Below are 16,693 nucleotides of genomic sequence, written 5' to 3'. Positions count from 1 at the left end.
CTCCGGGCACACCGCCGCGCCCACCGTCGAAGAAACGAGTGACGACTCATGACCGCCGCCCGATCCGGCCCGGCCTTCTCCGTCCACGACATCCCGTTCAGCACACACGGTTCCTGGTTCGCTCTCTCGCCCGTGGTGGCGGAGAAGACGTACGCCGAGGACCTCCACCTGGTCTCCCACCAGAACGGCATGCACGCCGTTCTGCGTCTTGTGCCCCGCGACCCGGCGACGGGTGACCGGGCCGAGACCCGCGTCGAGACGACGCCGGGCCTGCTCAGATGGGCTCATCCGGGCGGGAGGATCGGCTGCGCCTACGAGTCACCGGACACCGTCCGTCTCCGGGGCGAGGGGCTGGGCCTGCGCATCACCGCGGCCGAAGAGGCCCTCACCCCCTTCACAGGCACCTACTTCCACCACGACCCGGTGGCCGGCGCGTACGTCTTCACCTCGTACGAGACCGGGCGCCGTTACCGGGTCACCCTGCTGTCGGGCTCCGTCGTCGAGGTGTCGGGCGGTCAGGCCCTCGGCAGCGGCGACCGTGGTCTCACGATCACCGCGGATGCCGACGGGGTCTGGGAAGCGGCGGCGGAGGAACTGGACAGCGCGCGACGCCCCTATGCCCCGTCGCAGACGTTCGACGGGGTCGTGGGGGCCGCGGAGCGCGCCTTCGCCGCCTTCGCCGAAGCGGTGGCCCCTTGGCGCTCGCCCGGCACGCCGGCCGCCGAACTCGCCGCGTATGTCCTGTGGTCGGCGACGGTCCGCCCGGCGTCCTTGGTCACCAGGCCCGCGGTACTGATGTCCAAGCACTGGATGGACAAGGTCTGGAGCTGGGACCACTGCTTCAACGCCCTCGCCCTGGGACCCGGAGGGCCCGCGCTGGCCTGGGACCAGTTCTCGCTGCCGTTCGACCACCAGGACGAGAGCGGGGCCCTGCCCGACTCGGTGACGCACTCGGAGGTCCTCTACAACTTCGTCAAACCGCCCATCCACGGCTGGGCCCTGGGCCACCTGCGCCGAAGACTCCCTCACCCCCTCGGCCGGATGGAACTCACCGAGACCTACGGCAGGTTGGCGCGCTGGACGGAGTTCTGGCTCACCTCGCGCCGCGCGCCCGGCGCCGCCCTGCCCCACTACCTGCACGGCAACGACAGCGGCTGGGACAACGCCACCACCTTCGACCCCGAGCGCGTGATCGTCAGCGCGGACCTCGCGGCGTTCCTCGTCCTACAGCTGCGCGAACTCGCGGTCCTGGCCACCGAACTGGGCCTTCTCCACGAGGCCCGCCGCTGGACCCGCACCGCGGAGGCCACCCAGGTGGCGATGTTCGACGAGCTGTGGACGGGGGAGCGGTTCGTGGCCCGGGGCATCGACACCTCAAAGACCTGGAGCACCTCGAGCCTGCTGGACCTCATGCCGATGGTGCTGGGCGAGCACCTGCCCGAAGACGTCTCCGCCGTGCTGGCGTCCCGTATCGAAGCCCATCTGACCCCGCACGGACTGGCCACCGAACTCCCCGACTCGCCCCACTACCTCCCCGACGGCTACTGGCGCGGCCCGATCTGGGCGCCCGCCACCGTCCTCATCGAGGACGGGCTGCGCCGCGGCGGCCACGACCGCCTCGCGGACGAGATCAGCGCCCGATTCCGGGCCCTGTGCGAAACCCACGGCTTCGCGGAGAACTTCGACGCCCTCACCGGGACGGGCCTGCGCGACCGCGCCTACACCTGGACGGCCGCCTGCTATCTCCTCTTGGCCGAAGCCCACGAACTCCGGCAGACCGCGCCCACATCCGTCGCCCACACCGGCGTGTGAGCGCAACCCGTGTGCTCTTGCCAGGCGGCAACACCCACCGGCCCCGCCGCCGGACGCTCTCCTTCCCTCGGCGGTGCCCCACCAGCACCGGCACCCGCACCGTCAGGACGGCGGCTGCCGAAGGCCGCTCGGGCCCGCCGGGGCCCGGGCACCACTCACCCTCTCGGGAGATCACATGCGCATGTCCCGCAGCCTGGCTCCACCCGGACGCAACCGCCGGCCCGGTCGCACGGCAGGCCGTCGCCCGCGCAGGACCACCGCTCTCGCCGCCCTGTTGGCGTCGGTCTGGGCCGCCGTCGTACTCCCCGGCACGCCGGCCCAGGCCGCCGACACCACCGTGGCAGTCGACTTCGCCACGGCCGGTGGCGCGCCCACCTACCGGGCCTCGGGCACCATCTACGGGATGACCGAGAACGGCTCGCTGCCCCAGGACCACTTCTACAAAGACATCAAGTGGAAGTTCATGCGGGCCGGCGGCGCCCAGCTGGACAGCCCGGGCGGATGGGTCGCCGGCAAGTACGACCGCCGGTGGAATTCCACCCTCGCCCAGTACAGGCGTACCGAGGCGCTGGGCGGAAAGTTCGTCATGCTGCCGCACGACCTGTGGGGCGCCGACGGCACCACCACTCCCACGTTCCCGGGTGACAACGGCGACTGGTCCCGTTTCGACGCCTTCTACGACCGTCTGCTGTCCGACGTCCGGGCCGCGGGGATGACCGACATCCTGTGGGACATCTGGAACGAGCCCGACTGCACCATGTTCTGGGGCTCCGGCCAGCCCCAGTACCTGGCGATGTGGAAGCGCGCCTACCAGAAGATTCGCACCGCCGTCCCCGGCGCGGTCATCGTGGGGGCGAGCACCTGCGGCAGGCCCACGAGTTCCAACACCTGGTGGAACACGTACCTGGACTACGTGAAGGCGAACAACGTCGAGCCGGACGTCTACAGCTGGCACGACCTGCCCGGTGACCCGGTCGCCGACAGCGCCTCTTTGAGGTCCAAGCTGTCCGCGCGGTCGATGACGACGAGCCGTCCCTTCCAGGTCAACGAGTACGCGGGCACCAACGAGCAGAACCCGGGCCGTGGCGGCTGGTACGTCTCACGGCTGGAGCGCGCGGGGGCGGACGGGCTTCGTGCCAACTGGGCCGGGGGCGCGAACCTGCACGACTTCCAGGCGAAGCTGCTGACGAAGACCGGAGGCCGGTACCTGCCGTTGGGGGAGTGGTTCCTGTACCGCTACTACGGCTCGCAGACGGGCAACATCGTGAAGGTCACGCCCGGTACGAACACGGACGGCCTGGCAGCCAAGGACAACGGCGCCCGCAACGCGAAGATCCTGCTGGGCAGCAACGGCGACACCGGCGACGCCACCGTCAACCTCGACCGTCTGGACACCACCTCCGTGGTGGAGAACAGCCGGGTCCGCGCGGTCGTGCAGCGCATACCGAACAACGGCGGCGGTGCGGTGACCGGCCCGGTGACGGTTTCCGACCAGACCCTGACCGTGAGCGGCAACTCGGCCTCGGTGCACGTGCCGTGGACGGACGCTGCCGACGGCTATACCGTCACGCTGCTGCCGCCGTCCGACACCACCGTTTCCACGGTGGCGGTGGCACAGCACAGCGGCCAGTGCCTGGATGACACCAACCTCAGCATGACCAACAGCACGCAGTACCAGCAGTACCCCTGCGAGGGCGGCTACCAGCAGATGCTGGACTTCAAGCCGGTGGCCGGCCGCCCGAACACCTACACCGTGGTCAACGAGCACAGCGGTAAGTGCCTGGAAGTCTCCGGCGCCTCCACCGCCGATGGCGCAGCCGTCCAGCAGTACACCTGCAACGGCGGCACGAACCAGATGTTCACCCTCAATCCCGTGACCGCGCTGGGCAACAGCAAGGACTACCAGCTGGTCGCCGCGCACAGCGGCAAGTGCGCCGACGTCAGCCAGGTCTCCACCGCACCCGGCGCGCAGGTCGGCCAGTGGACCTGCGACCCGGCGAGCGCACTGAACAACAAGAGGAACCAGATCTGGCGCCTCCAGGGCATGAGCTGACCTGACCCGCTGCCCCGTCCCTTTCTCCAGGGGCTCCCGGCCAGGTAACCCCGGGGAGCCCCCTTCCGGGCTACGGCGAGAAGCTGCACGAGGCCCTCGGCTACAGAGGGGCCCGCGACGACCTCATCGTCTGGCGCAACGAGCACACCTCCCTCCTCCGCGACCGGTTCAAGCAAGCCGTCGACGAAGGCGACCTGTCCCCGGGCACCGATCCCGCCCTCAGTTGTTCGTCGAAGAACTGGCCGCGGGCTTCGACGATCCGGCGCCAGTAGCTCATCTCGTGTGCGAGTAGCACATCCACGGGGTTGTCGTAGCGGGCGAAGTCGTCGTTGAACTGGCGAGGACGTGGGCGAGGGCGGCCATGTGCAGGGAGATGATCGCATCGTCCGTCGGCTCGGTATCAAGCGGGAGCGGTCTCGCTGTGCTGGTATCGGGCGAAAGAGGGGAGGTGGCCCATTCATCGCCCAGGCCGGCATGCCGCAGCTCGTGGATGCGGTCGGTGAAAGCGTGCTTGGCGCCCGCAAGAGCGCGCTCGGTGCTGGTGCCGTCCAGAGCGTCGGCTGGGCTGATGTCGACGCTGGTTCCCGTACTCATCATGGCTGTGCCTTGGCGGGGACGGCGCAGGGACGGCCACCAGTTGTCTCGGCCGCGGGCCAGGAGCAGGATCCTTACGCTTTAGCCACCGCGGCGCGCAGCCTGGATGTCAAGGATCTCATCGACTTGGCTGCGGCGGGTCTCCGCGTAGTCGATGGCGAGTAGCAGTGGGTACTTGCTGGTGGCGAGCATGCCGTAGTGGGGCGGCTGCTGGAGAGGGGTTTCTGCGAGGAAGCCGCCAGTCCATCTCCGAGCCGTGGCTTGGCCCGGGCTGGGCTGGGCGAGGCGGCGCAGCAGCTCGGTCACCAAGCGGGTCTTGCCGATACCGCCCGTTCCGGTGATGGCCGTGACGTCTGTGGGTCTGCTCGTGTGGCACCAGGCTTCGAGAGCATCGAGCTGGGCGCTCATGCCGGTCAGCGGTACGACGGCCGAGCGTGGGTTGAGCAGGTAGGAGGACGACAACTGCGGGTCGGGGGCCGGCGCTGTATGTCGATCTGTGGAAAGTTCATGCCCCCCTATACAGTGTCGAGATGGTTTCGGAGCTGCAGCGACTTGTCGACGCGTTCGGTGCCCGCCTTGGTCGGTCGATCGCCATCGACGACACGCGACTCAAGCTGCTCGCGTACAACGCGCACACTGGCGACGTGGACGACGCCCGGATCGAATCGGTCATGCACCGTGGTGTGTCGACCGCGCTGGTCGCGCACGTCTGCGAGCAAGGCGCTGCCCAGGCTTCCGATGTCTTCACTCTTCCGCCGTGCCCCCAGATCGGCATCACGATAGAACGGGTCGGCATGCCGATCCGCTACGACGATGCCCTGCTCGGCTACGTATGGCTGATCAGCTCCGATGGCCCTATCGGCGACCGGGCCGTCGAGTTGCTGCGCGAGGCGGCTGCGCAAGCCGCCCTGGTCCTGCACCGCGGCTACCTTGGCGTCGAAGTGACTCGCAGCCGCGCCAGGGAGCTAGTCCGTGACCTGATCGCCCCGGACCAGGCACTCCGGACGGAGGCGGGTGCCGCGCTCGTCGAGGAGCAACACGCCGTGGCTGGGCCGGTCACCGTCCTGGTAGCCATGGTGGCGCGCGAAGAGGGCGAGCCCCTGGCCGAAGAACGCCGTCTGGCCCTGGAGCTCGCCGTCGACCGCTGTCGACGACGGCTTCCCCCCTCACGCGGATTGGCCCTGACGCGTCCGGATCACGCGCTTCTGCTGACGATCTGGCCTGGGGCACGTTCCCAGGTCATCGAGCGCAATGCCGCCGAGCTTGCCGAGGTGCTGCGCGAAAAGCTGGTCGCAGAACTCGGCCTGGGACGGGCCGCCCTGTGCTGGATAGGCATAGGCGGGCCACGCCCACGCCTCACGGAGGCCCACTCTTCCTACGAGGAAGCCCGCCGCGCTGCCGAGGTCGCCCGCACCACGGGCACCCTGGGGCAAGTGGTGGCTCATACACAGCTGGGCGTGTACGCGCTATTGGGCAAGCTCACCCCCGACGAGCTCGCCGAGGGCATCCACCCGGGGCTGCGCTCCCTGCTGTCAAACCCCGTGCACCGTGAGCTGATTGAAACCCTGCGGGTGTATCTCGATCACGCCGGCGATGCCCAGCATGCCGCCACCGCCCTACATATCCACCGCTCCACACTCTACAAACGGCTGCATCGCGTTGAGCAGCTCACTGGACTGCAACTGGACATCGGCGATGACCGACTGGCCGCGCATCTCGGCCTGAAGATGGCAGAGTTGCACCCCCGACTTGCCGACATCGATGAAAGCACCGGACGTGGTGTTCTGAGCACGGGCGGCAGCTAGGCAACGTTGCTACGGTTGCCGCAGAACCTGCGGCGTTCGCCGTGCCGTCACCCCCGTGACGTGCACGAGCCTGCTCAGTGCCGCAACGAGATGGTCAGGGCGTTCGGGCTCTGTGCATACTACGGCGCTGAAGATGGCCGCGAGCGCGCTTGACCGGCCCCGGCGGCTCGGACCGCGACCGGGGACAGGTGACACCCCCACCACACCGGTCGTTGACTTCAGCAGAGAAGGGAACTGCTGTTGACGCTTTCGGGGCGGCAACGGCGAGCAGGATCCGCTAGCTCGTCGAAGACGTCGCTGGTGACGCTGATGTGCGCTTCGCACAGTGCGTGGGATTGCCCAGCTCCGGCTCGCCAGGTTTGCACAGGTGGTCGACCGCCGGGTACGAGCCATCCTCTTCGACGGGGAACCCGGCTCAGCGGCCAGCGTCAGCCGAGGACTGTGCCCGTGGACGGGGCCGGCCGACGTCGGCGTGAGAACGCACCGAGGTCGATGGTTTGGCCGGTGTGTTCGCAGGTGTACGTGAGCGCACTCCGGTCGTGGTCGTGCCCGCCTTCGACACCGTGGATCAGGGTGGTCATGAGGCGGCCTACCAGAGGGGCGTTCTTGAACTGATTGCCGCTGGTGCCTATGGCCACGTAGAAGCCGGCGAGTTCGGTTCGGTCGTATACGGGGGTCCAGTCGTCGGTCACGTCGTATACGCCTGCCACACCACGAGGCTTGTTGGGAACGCGCAGGCCGCGCAGTCGGCGAGCCGCCCGCGTCACCTGCGTCCTGAACTGCGACACGGTCGGAGTGGGACTCCCGTCGTCCGGATCGTCGAGCCATTCCAGCGGGTCGCACTCGGGTTCCGTGCCGCCGACGAGCAGAAACTCCCTGCCCTCGGGCCGTATATACGTGCCGAGGTCCATATCGACCAGCACCGGTGCGTGCCCGTCGCCGCCGGCGTCGTGGTAGCTGGCGGGCGCCGCTACGTGGTGGACCTCCTGGCGCAGCGGCCGCAGACCGACGGTGAAGTCGCCGCCGACTTCGGCGAGCCGGTTCAGTTGTCCCGACCATGGGCCGGCCGCGTTGACGACCACCCCGGCGGACAGTTCGGTTCCATCCTTGAGGCGCACCCCGCGCACGCGTCCCCCGCGCCGCATCACCGCGGTGACGGGGGTCTTCCACCGGAAGGCGGCTCCGTGCCGCTGGGCCGCCGTAGCAAGGTTGTGCGCGGCGAGTTGCGGGTCGTCGATAAAGCCCCCGTCGGGTGTGTGGAGAGCACCGAGCCGAGCGGACGCGTCGGCGAAGAACTCGTCGTCATCCACGGGGCGGGGCGGGAAGTACCGGCCGGTGTCCAAAGCGGGCAACCGCTTGGACAGCTCTCGTGCGCCCCATTTTTCGTACGGGACACCGACCTTGTCGAAGTGTCGCGTGAACATGCCGCAGGGTGCGAAGTCCACGTCCAGCATGGTGACGCCGCAGCGGTTGAACGCTGCGAGGGGTTCACTGGCGGGTGCTTGGAGATGATCGCGCCATGCTCCCCAGCAGTGACGGGACTCCCAAGCAGCATTGACGCCCGCGATCGTGGGATAGGTGAAGCGGACCACGGCGCTCGAGGCGCTGGTGGAGCCGTTGCCTGCGCCGCCGAACTTGTCGACCACGACGACCCGCAGACCGCTCCGCACCAGTTCGAGAGCGATAGAGGATCCGATTACCCCGGCCCCGACGACGACAGCGTCTGTGCTCTCAGCCATGTTCCAACCCACCTTCTCGTTGCCGGACCAGACGGTTCCGCTGGCGGCGCGAAGGGTCACCGCTCCGCCCGTTGTCCGCACATTACGCAGGTCAGAGGCCATGTTCCGGCGACTGTTGTCGCCACTTTCTGTCGTCGTACCCAACAGTTGTCGCGCGCGTGTGCGCCGATGCTCAGCTGTCAGAACCCACCATGAGCCTGGCAGAGGCGGGAAAGGACTGGCTGGTGGGGTCGGGTGCGGACGCGACAGCTACGGGGCCGTGGCTGTCGCAGGCGTGAGCGAAGACCGACTCTGCCAGCAGGAAGATGTAGCCACCGTGTGCCATCCCAGGGTTGTTGATCACGCTCGCCGTCATGGTCATGTGCAGCTGTGCGCTGGCCTTACCCACGTCCAGCGTGTCAATTCCGGGCAGTCGCGAAGCACGGTCCTCGTCGCACATACTGCCCCTGCAGCTATGACGAGCAGCCCTCCCTTCACGCAAACCGAACATTCGGTTAGCGCGTGGAAAGGTGAAGCAACCAATGGTCGAGGCTGCTTGTCAGCGCGTCCGCAGACAGGGGCCGAGGGATCGGGTGAGGCGGCGGCAAGGGTCGAGGGCCTGCTTAACGCTCCGGACGTGATCGTGGACCGGATCGGCCCTCTCGCATGCGCAGGATCAAGGTGACCGCGTCCTCCGAGCGGGTTCCGGGAGTCAGGATTTCCTGCAAGAGGAGGCCGCGAAGCGCGGCAACGGTGACGGTGGCCACATCCCGCGCTTCCTTCGTGTCGAGCCCTTCGCGTTCCGCGAGTGAGGACAGCATCACGGTCAGGTCACCGAGCGACTCCACGAACTCACGGAAGTCCTCGGGGCCGTACGCGGCCAGTCCGACGACGTAGAAGAAGCCGCGGATACGCGACAGCTGCTCCGGCCGGGTGTACGCACGCCAGATCGCCACCACGAAATCGTCGAAGGTGCTCTGCTGGGCGGCCTCCAAAAGTGCCTCGTTGTCGCGGGATCGCTGCGCCTCGAGCATGGCGGCCAAGACGCCCGAGAGTGACCCGAAGTGGTATCGCAACAGGGCGTGGCTGGTCTCGATCCGGGCGGCGATCTCACGGAGCGACATCTCCGGCGGGGGAAGGGCCTCGCCGAAGGCGTCGAGAAGCCGTGCCAGGAGTCGCTCGCGCGCGCTGCCCTTGCGTTCCGAGGTTGACAGGATCACTCCCACAGTTTATCCATTGGAAAAGAAAGTTTGGCGGTTCCGTGTTGCTTCACACATGGTCGCAGTCAGCTCGCAACGACGGAGGATCGACTATGGGACCTGCTCATGTAGTCGGCGCGACGGTCATCGACGGGTCGGGGCGCGATCCCGGCAACCTCGACATCACTATCGAGAACGGCCGCATCACCCAACTCGGTGCCTCCAGCGCGCACGGCGAGCGTCTCGATGCCGAGGGATTGACGATGACGCCCGGCCTGATCGACGCTCACGTCCACCTGGGCGTGTCGAGCCCGATCCAGCCGCACTTCTCGTTTCAGATAAGCGCCGCCGAGATCGCGGCGGACATCTTCGCCACGGCCGGCGCGACGCTCGACGCCGGCTTCACCACCGTTCGCGACACTGGCGGGATCGACGGCGGTGTCGTCACCGCGATCGCGAAGGGCAAGGTCAGAGGGCCGCGCGTCCTGTCGTGCGGACCTGTTCAGTGCCAGATCGGCGGCCACGGCTACTACGGAGCCGAATGGGAACCCACCGAGCTGTGGAGCAGCCACCACATCCCGGGCCTGTGCGCCCTCTCCATGATGGCGGGCAACGCGGACGAGCTGCGACACAACGTCCGCGAAGCCTTCCGTCGCGGAGCCTCCTTCCTGAAGCTCTGCGTGACCGGCGGAGTGGTGGGCGCACATGATCGACTGACCGACACCCAGTTCACCGTCGAAGAGATCGCTGTCGCCGTTCAAGAAGCTGCGGCACGGAACACCTATGTGACAGTCCACGCCCACAACAACGAGGGCATACGAAATGCGGTCGAGGCCGGAGTGCGCTGTGTCGAGCACGGCACCAGCCTCGACGAATCCACAGCGACCCTGATGGCCGTTCGCGAGGTTGCCCTCGTGCCCACGTTCGCTGTCGTCGAGCAAGTGCTGCACGACACCGCCGGAGCCGGGCTCGCCGAGTCGATCCGCGACCGGGCCAAGGGCGTACGCGAGCGGATGACGAAGGCGCTCGCTGTCGCCAAGCACGCGGGAGTACGGATCGGGCTGGGTTCCGATCTCATCGGCCCGGCCCAGGACCGTCGCGGCAGAGAACTCAGCCTGCGCGCAGCGCTCGAGACGCCGATGGAAGCGCTCGTGGCCGCGACCCGGACCAACGCCGAGATCCTCGGCCTGTCCGGCCAGGTGGGTGTCATCACTCCCGGCGCGCAGGCAGACCTCGTTCTTTGGAACGGCAACCCGCTCGAAGACCCGGAGCTGTTCTCCGACCCCACCAACGCCGTCCTCGTAATCCAGGCCGGCCAGATCGTGAAGGACCTCAGATGAGCACCATGTGGCAGGGCTGCCTCGCCCACACCGACTACTTCGAGATGCGCTCCAGCGGTGGGCACGACTACGGCGTCTGGGTCACCACGCCACCGCGCTACGACCCTGCCGCGGCGCAAGCGCCTGTCGTGTACGTGCTCGACGGCAACTGGGCCGTGGGCATGACCGCCCCGCTCATCGTCACGCAACTGGACCCCATGCAGTCGATTCAGCCCTACGTGCAAGTCAGCGTGGGTTACGCAGGCGAGGAAGCAGAGCACTGGGACCGGTTGCGCAACCGCGACCTCGTGCCCCCCGGCGAACCCATCGCGCAGGAGTACATCGATGCGGTGGAGATGGGGATCGAAGCGGGCACGATGACTCGCGAGCAAGCCGACGCCTACCTCGCTGAATTGAGCGACAGCCGCGGGGATATGTTCCTGAACTTCCTTACCGACGACCTGCACCCGCGGATCGAACGCGACTACGGCACAGCCCCGAGCGGTCACGGCCTCTTCGGCTATTCCTACGGCGGACTCTTCAGCCTCTACGCCTGGCTCACCAATAGCACCTTCTTCGAGAGCATCGGCGCGGGCAGCCCCGGCATTGTCAATGCAGACAGTCAGGTCTTCGCTCGTCTTCAAGCATTGGGTGACACCCTGCCTGCTACCAAGCTTCACGTGACCTTCAACGACCGAGAGATCCTCGGAGACCTGGCGGTCTACCAGAATCTCACGAAGAACACGGCCACGTTCCTTCACCGCCTCACCCCACGCAGCGGATCCGTCACCAGCGCACTCATGCACGAAACGCACGTGACTGGGCTGCAGGCATCGTTCCTCAGCTACCTCAGGACCTGCCGTGCCCAGTAAGCCTGGACGCTGCGGCTCTGCCTGACCGTCGCGCTGGGCGGCGGCGCTCCTGGCCAGTGCCGCCGCCCCCAGTGCCTGGCACCACTCGCCGCACCCGACCGGCACCCGTTTCGAGCCCGAGCCGGTCGCGCCGGGAAGCGCGCCACCAGGGGGAGGAACGGAACGGAGCAAGAGGCGCCCCAAGACTTCCATCGGTCATTCGTGCATATCGTCCATGAACCGGCTGCCCGGCGGTGCGGTGCCATCTATGGCGCATTCATATGTGAGTCAACTTCTCTGGAGGTGTGCGGGTGGCCGAGCGGAACTTCGTCAGCACGACGCCCCCTGCCGTGGGTATCGCCGAAGTACTCAGGCGACGGCTGCCCACTGGCCGGGTGGTGACTGATCCGGACATCGTCGCCGGTCTCTCCCACGACCAGGCGGTGTGGGCGCCTGTTGGCCGTGCGGTGGCCGTCGTGCGCGCCAAGAGCACCGACGAGGTCCGGACCGTGGTTCGTGCGTGCCTGGAGCAAGGAGTCCCCTTGGTTGCACGCGGCGCCGGTACTGGATTGTCGGGGGGCGCCAATGCCGTCGAAGGCGGCGTGATCCTCGCGCTGGACGGCATGGACCGGGTGCTGGAGGTCGACCAGCTGGAGCGCCTCGCCGTCGTACAGCCCGGTGTGGTCAACGACGACCTGCGCGCCCATGTAGCGGCGCTCGGCCTGTGGTACCCGCCTGACCCTGCCAGTTCGCCCTGGTCGACCATGGGAGGAAATGTCGCGACGAACGCTGGCGGAGTGTGCTGCGTCAAGTACGGCGTCACTCGCGACTATGTCCTCGGTTTGGAGGTCGTGACCGGCACGGGCGAGGTGGTCCGGCTCGGGCGCCGTACGTCGAAGGGGGTCGCCGGCTATGACCTTGTGGGCCTCATGGTGGGTGCCGAGGGCACCCTTGGTGTCGTCACCGAGATCACGGTCCGGCTGCGACGCCTGCCTCCGGTCGGCGTGACCGCCGTCGGCTACTTCGACAGCGTCGGGCAGGCCGGTGACGCGGTGCGTGCGACGGCTGCCGCCGGGCTGCGGCCGGCCGCGCTGGAACTCGTCGACCGGCACTGTCTGCGCGCGGTCGATGCCTGGAAGAACATGGGGCTCTCCGCCGAGGCGGACGTGGTCCTCCTGGCCCGTTTCGACGATGATGGCCGCGCCGCCGAGGAGGGCGCCCGCCGGATGGTCGACTGCTTCCGCGGGGCTGGCTCTACTTGGGCGGACCGGTCGGAGACAGAGGAAGAGGCCAAGATGCTCTTCGCGGCCCGCCGGCTGGCCTTCCCCGCGCTCGAGCGGCTGGGGCCGGTACTCACGGAGGACGTCTGTGTGCCCATCGGGGCGGTGGCGGAGATGCTGGCCCGCATCGACCGGACCGCGGAGAGGCACCGGATCACCATCGCTAACATCGCGCACGTCGGCGACGGCAACTTGCATCCGCTTCTGGTGACGGAACGCGGTGACGCAGCGGCTCAGGTCCGGGCCCGCGCGGCGTTCGACGACATCATCGCGGACGCCCTCGAATTGGGTGGGACGGTGACTGGTGAGCACGGTGTGGGACTGCTCAAGCGGCCCGGCCTCACCCGTGAACTCGGCCCGGCCGTCCTGGAGATGCATCGCGCGGTGAAGCGTGCTCTCGACCCGGCCGGGATTCTCAACCCTGGCAAAGTTTTCGGGCAGGCATGACCCCTTGGCCAAGCACAAGACCGGGCCGCGGACGACAGAGCTCCCAGAGCCGGAGTTCCACGCACGGTACTCCCGCGTCAGCGACGTGCCTTGCGCGTCGGAGGGTTCCAGCTTAAGGGCCACCTCATTTGGCGAGTCTGCGGTAGCAGATGAGGGTGCAGGCGATGCTGGTGAAGGCGAGGAAGTGTTCGGCCTTGCGTTCGTAGCGGCGGTGGAGTCGACGGCATCCCGCGAGCCAGGCCATCGTGCGTTCGCGTCGCGATCAGGGCAGGCGGCGAGTTTGCGGATCGACCAGCGGGTGAAGGGTTGGCCGAGCCTGGTGGGGCGAGTGGTGGCCGTCCGGATGACGAAGTCCTCGTCCTCACGACTGAGTAGGCGAGGACGGCCTCCCGCCCGCTGAGACGCGGCCCGGCTCGACATGTCGGGGACGACGCGGCCTTCAGCGGGGTGCTCCAGGCGGCGGGCCTGCTTTTCTTCGCGTTCGCCGGGTACGCGCGCATCGCCACCCTGGGTGAGGAGGTCCGCGACCCCGCCCGCACCATCCCCCGGGCCATCCCGATCGCACTCGGCATCACTCTGGTCGTCTACGCCGTCGTCGTCGTCGCCGTCGCCGTCCTGACGGTTCTCGCCCGAAGGGGCCGGCGGATGCCGCCGCGCCGCTGTCGGACACGGGCCGGGCGGCGGGAGCCGACTGGCTCGTACCGGTCGTGCGTGTTGGTGCGGCGGTGGCGGCGCTCGGCTCGCTGCTGGCGCATCCTCGGTGTTTCCCGCACCACGCTGGCCATGGCTCGCGACCGGCACCTGCCGCACGCCCTGGCCGCGGTGCACCCGAAGTTCAAGGTGCCGCACCGAGCCGAGCTCGTCGTCGGTGCCGTGGTGGCGGTGGTCGCAGCGACGGCCGATGCGCGCGGGGCGATCGGGTTCTCCTCCTTCGGTGTGCTCGCGTACTACGCCGTCGCCAACGCCTCCGCCTGGACCCTCACCGTGGACGACGGCCGCCCGGCGCGGGTCATCCCGGCCGTTGGGCTGGCCGGCTGCCTCGCCCTGGCTTTCGCTCTCCCGGCGTCCTCGGTGATCTGGGGCGCCGCGGTCCTGGCCCTCGGCGCCGCCGCCTACGGGGTTCCGGCGTGCAGTGGCCGCAGGCACGCCGTGACGGTGCCCGTCAGACGGGCATCCGATCGGCGGGCCGGTCGGCGCGGTGGCATCGGGCCAGCGCCCGGCGGCCGAGGAGCACGGCGCCCAGCCCCAGTGGGATGGCCACGATGGCGCCGACGAGTCCATTGCCGGTGCCGGGACCGCCACTGGAGGTGGCTAGGTGCAACACCGCAAGGGCCGTGCCGGCCATGCCCACCGCGATGGCCGACATCCCGCCGGTGCGCGCGTTGCCGGTGCTGATCCGGCCGCCGGCTCGGGCCAAGGCCAGCCAGCCGACGGCCAGGCCGAGCAGCCCCACCCCGAGGGCCAGGTTGGCCCCGGTCCGTCCGTCGCCGATGATCCCACCCTCGGCGGCCGCCATCAGCGCTGCTGAAGCACTCATGCCGCTCTCCTCCTTCTCCGTCGCTGATTGCGAGGTTCGATGTGCCTTGAGCATGCGAGCCGGACCCCCACCGGTCATCCAGCAGGTGCAGGCACTTTCCGCTGCTGCCGCTGCGGGATGCGGATACTGCGGATGCGGCGGACGGCTCGGTAGTACCGCGCACGCGGTAGCCGACTGCTCGTCCATGAGCCGGACTCGCCCACAACCACATCCGGCTACGGTTGCCCCCATGGGCAAAGGACGGCTTGCTGTCCCGGCCGGGGTCACCGACTGGGCGATCGCGGTGGGCGTGGCGGTGCTGCTGCTGGGCACCGGGCTGTCGCAGACACACCCGTCCGGGGGCCGCGAGCTGCTCGGCTGCGCGCTACTGGCGGCTGGCGGGTTGGCGCTGGCCGCGCACCGCCGGGCGCCGCTCGTGGTCCTGACGATCACCGGGCTGTGTGCGGTGGGTTACCTGGGGGCCGGGTTTGAGGTGCTCTCCGTCGCGTACCTGGTCGCGGTCTACGGCGCGGTACGCGCCGGGCACCGTGCCGTCACGCTGGCTGCCTCTATGGGCTTGCTGGCCGTGCTCCACCTCACGGCCCTGGTCTTCCATGACGGTCCCGCGCGCGAGGTCGTGGCGCAGGCCCGGAACACCCTTGAGATCGCCTGGCTGATCGCCGCCTTCGCCGCCGGGGAGGCAGTGCGGCAGGCCGAACGGCGGGCGGACGAAGCCGAGCGCACCCGCGAGGAGACCGCCCGGCGCCGGGCGGATGAGGAGCGGCTGCGCATCGCGCGGGAGCTGCACGACTCGCTCACCCATCAGATCTCGGTTATCAGGGTGCAGTCCGAGGTCGCGGTCCACGTGGCCCGGCGGCGGGGCGAGCAGGTGCCGGAGGCCCTGCTGGCGATCCAGGAAGCGGGCCGGGAGGCGAGCCGGGAGCTGCGCGCGACCCTTGAGGCGCTGCGTGACGACGACACCACCCCGCCGCACGGACTCGACCACATCCCCAACCTGGTGAAACGGTTCCGAACGACCGGCCTGGAGACGACGCTGACGATCGAGGGAAACCCGCACGCCGTGCCGGCCGCGGTGGGCCGTACCGCTTACCGGATCGTTCAGGAGTCGCTCACCAACGTCGCCCGGCACGCCGCCGCAACCACTGCCTCAGTGCTCATCGATTACCGGCCGGACGCCCTCGGTATCCATATCGACGACAACGGAAAGGCCATCTTGCACCCCGCCCCGACGCCCGGTCTCGGGCTGCTCGGCATGCGCGAACGCGTTACGGCCTTGGGCGGGCGACTGCGCACTGAGCCGCGCAGCGCAGGTGGCTTCACTGTCCAGGCCGAACTCCCCACGAACGGAGCCTCGTGATCCGGGTCCTGCTGGTCGATGACCAGCCGCTCATCCGCAGCGGTTTCCGCGCGCTACTCGACCTCGAAGACGACATCGAGGTGGTGGCCGAGGCCGCCGATGGCAAAAAGGGCTTGGCGCTCGTCAAGGAGCAGCTGCCCGACGTCGCTCTCATCGACATCCAGATGCCCGTCATGGACGGCATTGAAGCGACCCGGCGCATCGCCGCGGACCCGGCCCTGGCCGGTGTACACGTCGTCATTCTGACCAACTACGGCATGGACGAGTACGTCTTCGACGCGCTGCGCGCCGGCGCCGCTGGTTTCCTCGTCAAGGACATCGTGCCGGAAGACTTCCTGCACGCCGTACGCGTCGCCGCCCGCGGCGACGCCCTGCTCGCGCCCGCGATCACCCGCAAGCTCATCGACCGGTACGTCACCCAGCCGCCCCTCACCCGCGCCGGCACCGGGCTGGCGGAGCTGACCGGCCGCGAACGCGAAGCGGTCGCCCTGGTCGCCCAGGGCCTGTCCAACGACGAGATCGCCGACCGCCTGGTCATCAGTCCGTTGACCGCCAAGACCCACATCAACCGGGCCATGGCCAAGCTCCAGACCCGCGACCGCGCCCAACTCGTGGTCCTCGCCTACGAATCCGGCCTGGTGGCCCCACGCACCTCCTAACCCCCGCGCGCCGTCGACCGGCCAGGGCGCTACGGGGCTTCGTCGCCCAGGACTTCGCGGGC

General features: G+C 68.7%; 14 protein-coding genes and 3 pseudogenes. 9 read left to right on the top strand and 8 right to left on the bottom strand.

Annotated features, from left to right (window positions below; all coding sequences use genetic code 11):
* The first annotated feature begins 48 nt into the window (after nt 1-48).
* Complete coding sequence (locus LIV37_RS00840; RefSeq protein ID WP_020865226.1) at nt 49-1,812, top strand: amylo-alpha-1,6-glucosidase; 1,764 nt, start codon at nt 49-51, stop codon at nt 1,810-1,812.
* Nucleotides 1,813-1,993: 181 nt separating this feature from the next.
* Nucleotides 1,994-3,865 (top strand): RICIN domain-containing protein, encoded by a 1,872-nt coding sequence (locus LIV37_RS00835; protein WP_121826308.1) that lies wholly within the window; start codon nt 1,994-1,996, stop codon nt 3,863-3,865.
* 273 nt (nt 3,866-4,138) lie between these two features.
* Here LIV37_RS00835 and LIV37_RS00825 read toward each other — a convergent pair whose 3' ends face one another.
* Both LIV37_RS00825 and LIV37_RS00820 read right to left on the bottom strand, forming a co-directional pair.
* Nucleotides 4,139-4,462, bottom strand: a complete 324-nt coding sequence (locus LIV37_RS00825) for a hypothetical protein (RefSeq protein ID WP_020865224.1) — start codon at nt 4,460-4,462, stop codon at nt 4,139-4,141.
* 78 nt (nt 4,463-4,540) lie between these two features.
* Nucleotides 4,541-4,921 (bottom strand): hypothetical protein, encoded by a 381-nt coding sequence (locus tag LIV37_RS00820; protein ID WP_148717889.1) that lies wholly within the window; start codon nt 4,919-4,921, stop codon nt 4,541-4,543.
* A gap of 68 nt (nt 4,922-4,989) precedes the next feature.
* On the opposite strand from LIV37_RS00820, the gene LIV37_RS00815 reads away from it, so the two are divergent.
* Nucleotides 4,990-6,264, top strand: coding sequence for a PucR family transcriptional regulator (locus LIV37_RS00815; protein ID WP_020865222.1), 1,275 nt, complete (start codon nt 4,990-4,992; stop codon nt 6,262-6,264).
* 428 nt (nt 6,265-6,692) lie between these two features.
* On the opposite strand, the gene LIV37_RS00810 is transcribed toward LIV37_RS00815, so the two are convergent.
* From LIV37_RS00810 to LIV37_RS00800, 3 genes are all read right to left on the bottom strand, one after another.
* Nucleotides 6,693-8,003 (bottom strand): NAD(P)/FAD-dependent oxidoreductase, encoded by a 1,311-nt coding sequence (locus tag LIV37_RS00810; protein WP_121826309.1) that lies wholly within the window; start codon nt 8,001-8,003, stop codon nt 6,693-6,695.
* Nucleotides 8,004-8,175: 172 nt separating this feature from the next.
* Nucleotides 8,176-8,442 (bottom strand): hotdog family protein, encoded by a 267-nt coding sequence (locus LIV37_RS00805; protein ID WP_020865220.1) that lies wholly within the window; start codon nt 8,440-8,442, stop codon nt 8,176-8,178.
* 163 nt (nt 8,443-8,605) lie between these two features.
* Nucleotides 8,606-9,208 (bottom strand): TetR/AcrR family transcriptional regulator, encoded by a 603-nt coding sequence (locus LIV37_RS00800; RefSeq protein ID WP_202979667.1) that lies wholly within the window; start codon nt 9,206-9,208, stop codon nt 8,606-8,608.
* An 86-nt stretch (nt 9,209-9,294) separates the two neighbouring features.
* Here LIV37_RS00800 and LIV37_RS00795 point away from each other — a divergent pair, with 86 nt between their 5' ends.
* From LIV37_RS00795 to LIV37_RS00785, 3 genes are all read left to right on the top strand, one after another.
* Nucleotides 9,295-10,521, top strand: coding sequence for a metal-dependent hydrolase family protein (locus tag LIV37_RS00795; RefSeq protein ID WP_020865218.1), 1,227 nt, complete (start codon nt 9,295-9,297; stop codon nt 10,519-10,521).
* The gene (locus tag LIV37_RS00790) at nt 10,518-11,372 is read left to right on the top strand and encodes an alpha/beta hydrolase (protein ID WP_020865217.1); all 855 of its coding nucleotides are present in this window, start codon (nt 10,518-10,520) and stop codon (nt 11,370-11,372) included. Before LIV37_RS00795 ends, LIV37_RS00790 begins: the two co-directional genes overlap by 4 nt.
* A gap of 335 nt (nt 11,373-11,707) precedes the next feature.
* Complete coding sequence (locus tag LIV37_RS00785) at nt 11,708-13,078, top strand: FAD-binding oxidoreductase (RefSeq protein WP_121826310.1); 1,371 nt, start codon at nt 11,708-11,710, stop codon at nt 13,076-13,078.
* 124 nt (nt 13,079-13,202) lie between these two features.
* On the opposite strand, the pseudogene LIV37_RS00780 reads toward LIV37_RS00785, so the two are convergent.
* Both LIV37_RS00780 and LIV37_RS00775 read right to left on the bottom strand, forming a co-directional pair.
* Nucleotides 13,203-13,331 (bottom strand): annotated as a pseudogene (locus LIV37_RS00780) (IS5/IS1182 family transposase); the annotation flags it as partial.
* Nucleotides 13,332-13,351: 20 nt separating this feature from the next.
* A pseudogene (locus LIV37_RS00775) lies at nt 13,352-13,471 on the bottom strand (IS630 family transposase); the annotation flags it as partial.
* A 27-nt stretch (nt 13,472-13,498) separates the two neighbouring features.
* On the opposite strand from LIV37_RS00775, the pseudogene LIV37_RS00770 reads away from it, so the two are divergent.
* Nucleotides 13,499-14,224 (top strand): annotated as a pseudogene (locus LIV37_RS00770) (APC family permease); the annotation flags it as partial.
* 16 nt (nt 14,225-14,240) lie between these two features.
* Here the strand turns inward: LIV37_RS00770 and LIV37_RS00765 are convergent.
* Nucleotides 14,241-14,615, bottom strand: coding sequence for a DUF6223 family protein (locus tag LIV37_RS00765; RefSeq protein ID WP_121825970.1), 375 nt, complete (start codon nt 14,613-14,615; stop codon nt 14,241-14,243).
* Nucleotides 14,616-14,844: 229 nt separating this feature from the next.
* Between LIV37_RS00765 and LIV37_RS00760 the strand changes: the two genes are divergently transcribed.
* Nucleotides 14,845-15,972, top strand: a complete 1,128-nt coding sequence (locus LIV37_RS00760; protein WP_020865213.1) for a sensor histidine kinase — start codon at nt 14,845-14,847, stop codon at nt 15,970-15,972.
* Complete coding sequence (locus tag LIV37_RS00755) at nt 15,969-16,631, top strand: response regulator (protein ID WP_020865212.1); 663 nt, start codon at nt 15,969-15,971, stop codon at nt 16,629-16,631. Before LIV37_RS00760 ends, LIV37_RS00755 begins: the two co-directional genes overlap by 4 nt.
* The last annotated feature ends 62 nt before the right edge of the window (nt 16,632-16,693 follow it).

This window comes from Streptomyces rapamycinicus NRRL 5491, assembly GCF_024298965.1.
GTDB classification, from domain to species: Bacteria; Actinomycetota; Actinomycetes; order Streptomycetales; family Streptomycetaceae; genus Streptomyces; species Streptomyces rapamycinicus.
Note: the sequence above shows the minus strand (reverse complement) of the source record. Positions and strands in the feature narration are given on the sequence as shown.

Excerpts from the sequence above, each read along its gene's own strand:
- LIV37_RS00815 (WP_020865222.1), top strand. The coding sequence starts at position 4,990 with ATGGTTTCGGAGCTGCAGCGACTTGTCGACGCGTTCGGTGCCCGCCTT.
- LIV37_RS00825 (WP_020865224.1), bottom strand. The coding sequence starts at position 4,462 with ATGATGAGTACGGGAACCAGCGTCGACATCAGCCCAGCCGACGCTCTG.
- LIV37_RS00760 (WP_020865213.1), top strand. The coding sequence starts at position 14,845 with ATGGGCAAAGGACGGCTTGCTGTCCCGGCCGGGGTCACCGACTGGGCG.
- LIV37_RS00790 (WP_020865217.1), top strand. The coding sequence starts at position 10,518 with ATGAGCACCATGTGGCAGGGCTGCCTCGCCCACACCGACTACTTCGAG.
- LIV37_RS00840 (WP_020865226.1), top strand. The coding sequence starts at position 49 with ATGACCGCCGCCCGATCCGGCCCGGCCTTCTCCGTCCACGACATCCCG.
- LIV37_RS00805 (WP_020865220.1), bottom strand. The coding sequence starts at position 8,442 with ATGTGCGACGAGGACCGTGCTTCGCGACTGCCCGGAATTGACACGCTG.
- LIV37_RS00795 (WP_020865218.1), top strand. The coding sequence starts at position 9,295 with ATGGGACCTGCTCATGTAGTCGGCGCGACGGTCATCGACGGGTCGGGG.
- LIV37_RS00835 (WP_121826308.1), top strand. The coding sequence starts at position 1,994 with ATGTCCCGCAGCCTGGCTCCACCCGGACGCAACCGCCGGCCCGGTCGC.
- LIV37_RS00765 (WP_121825970.1), bottom strand. The coding sequence starts at position 14,615 with ATGAGTGCTTCAGCAGCGCTGATGGCGGCCGCCGAGGGTGGGATCATC.
- LIV37_RS00810 (WP_121826309.1), bottom strand. The coding sequence starts at position 8,003 with ATGGCTGAGAGCACAGACGCTGTCGTCGTCGGGGCCGGGGTAATCGGA.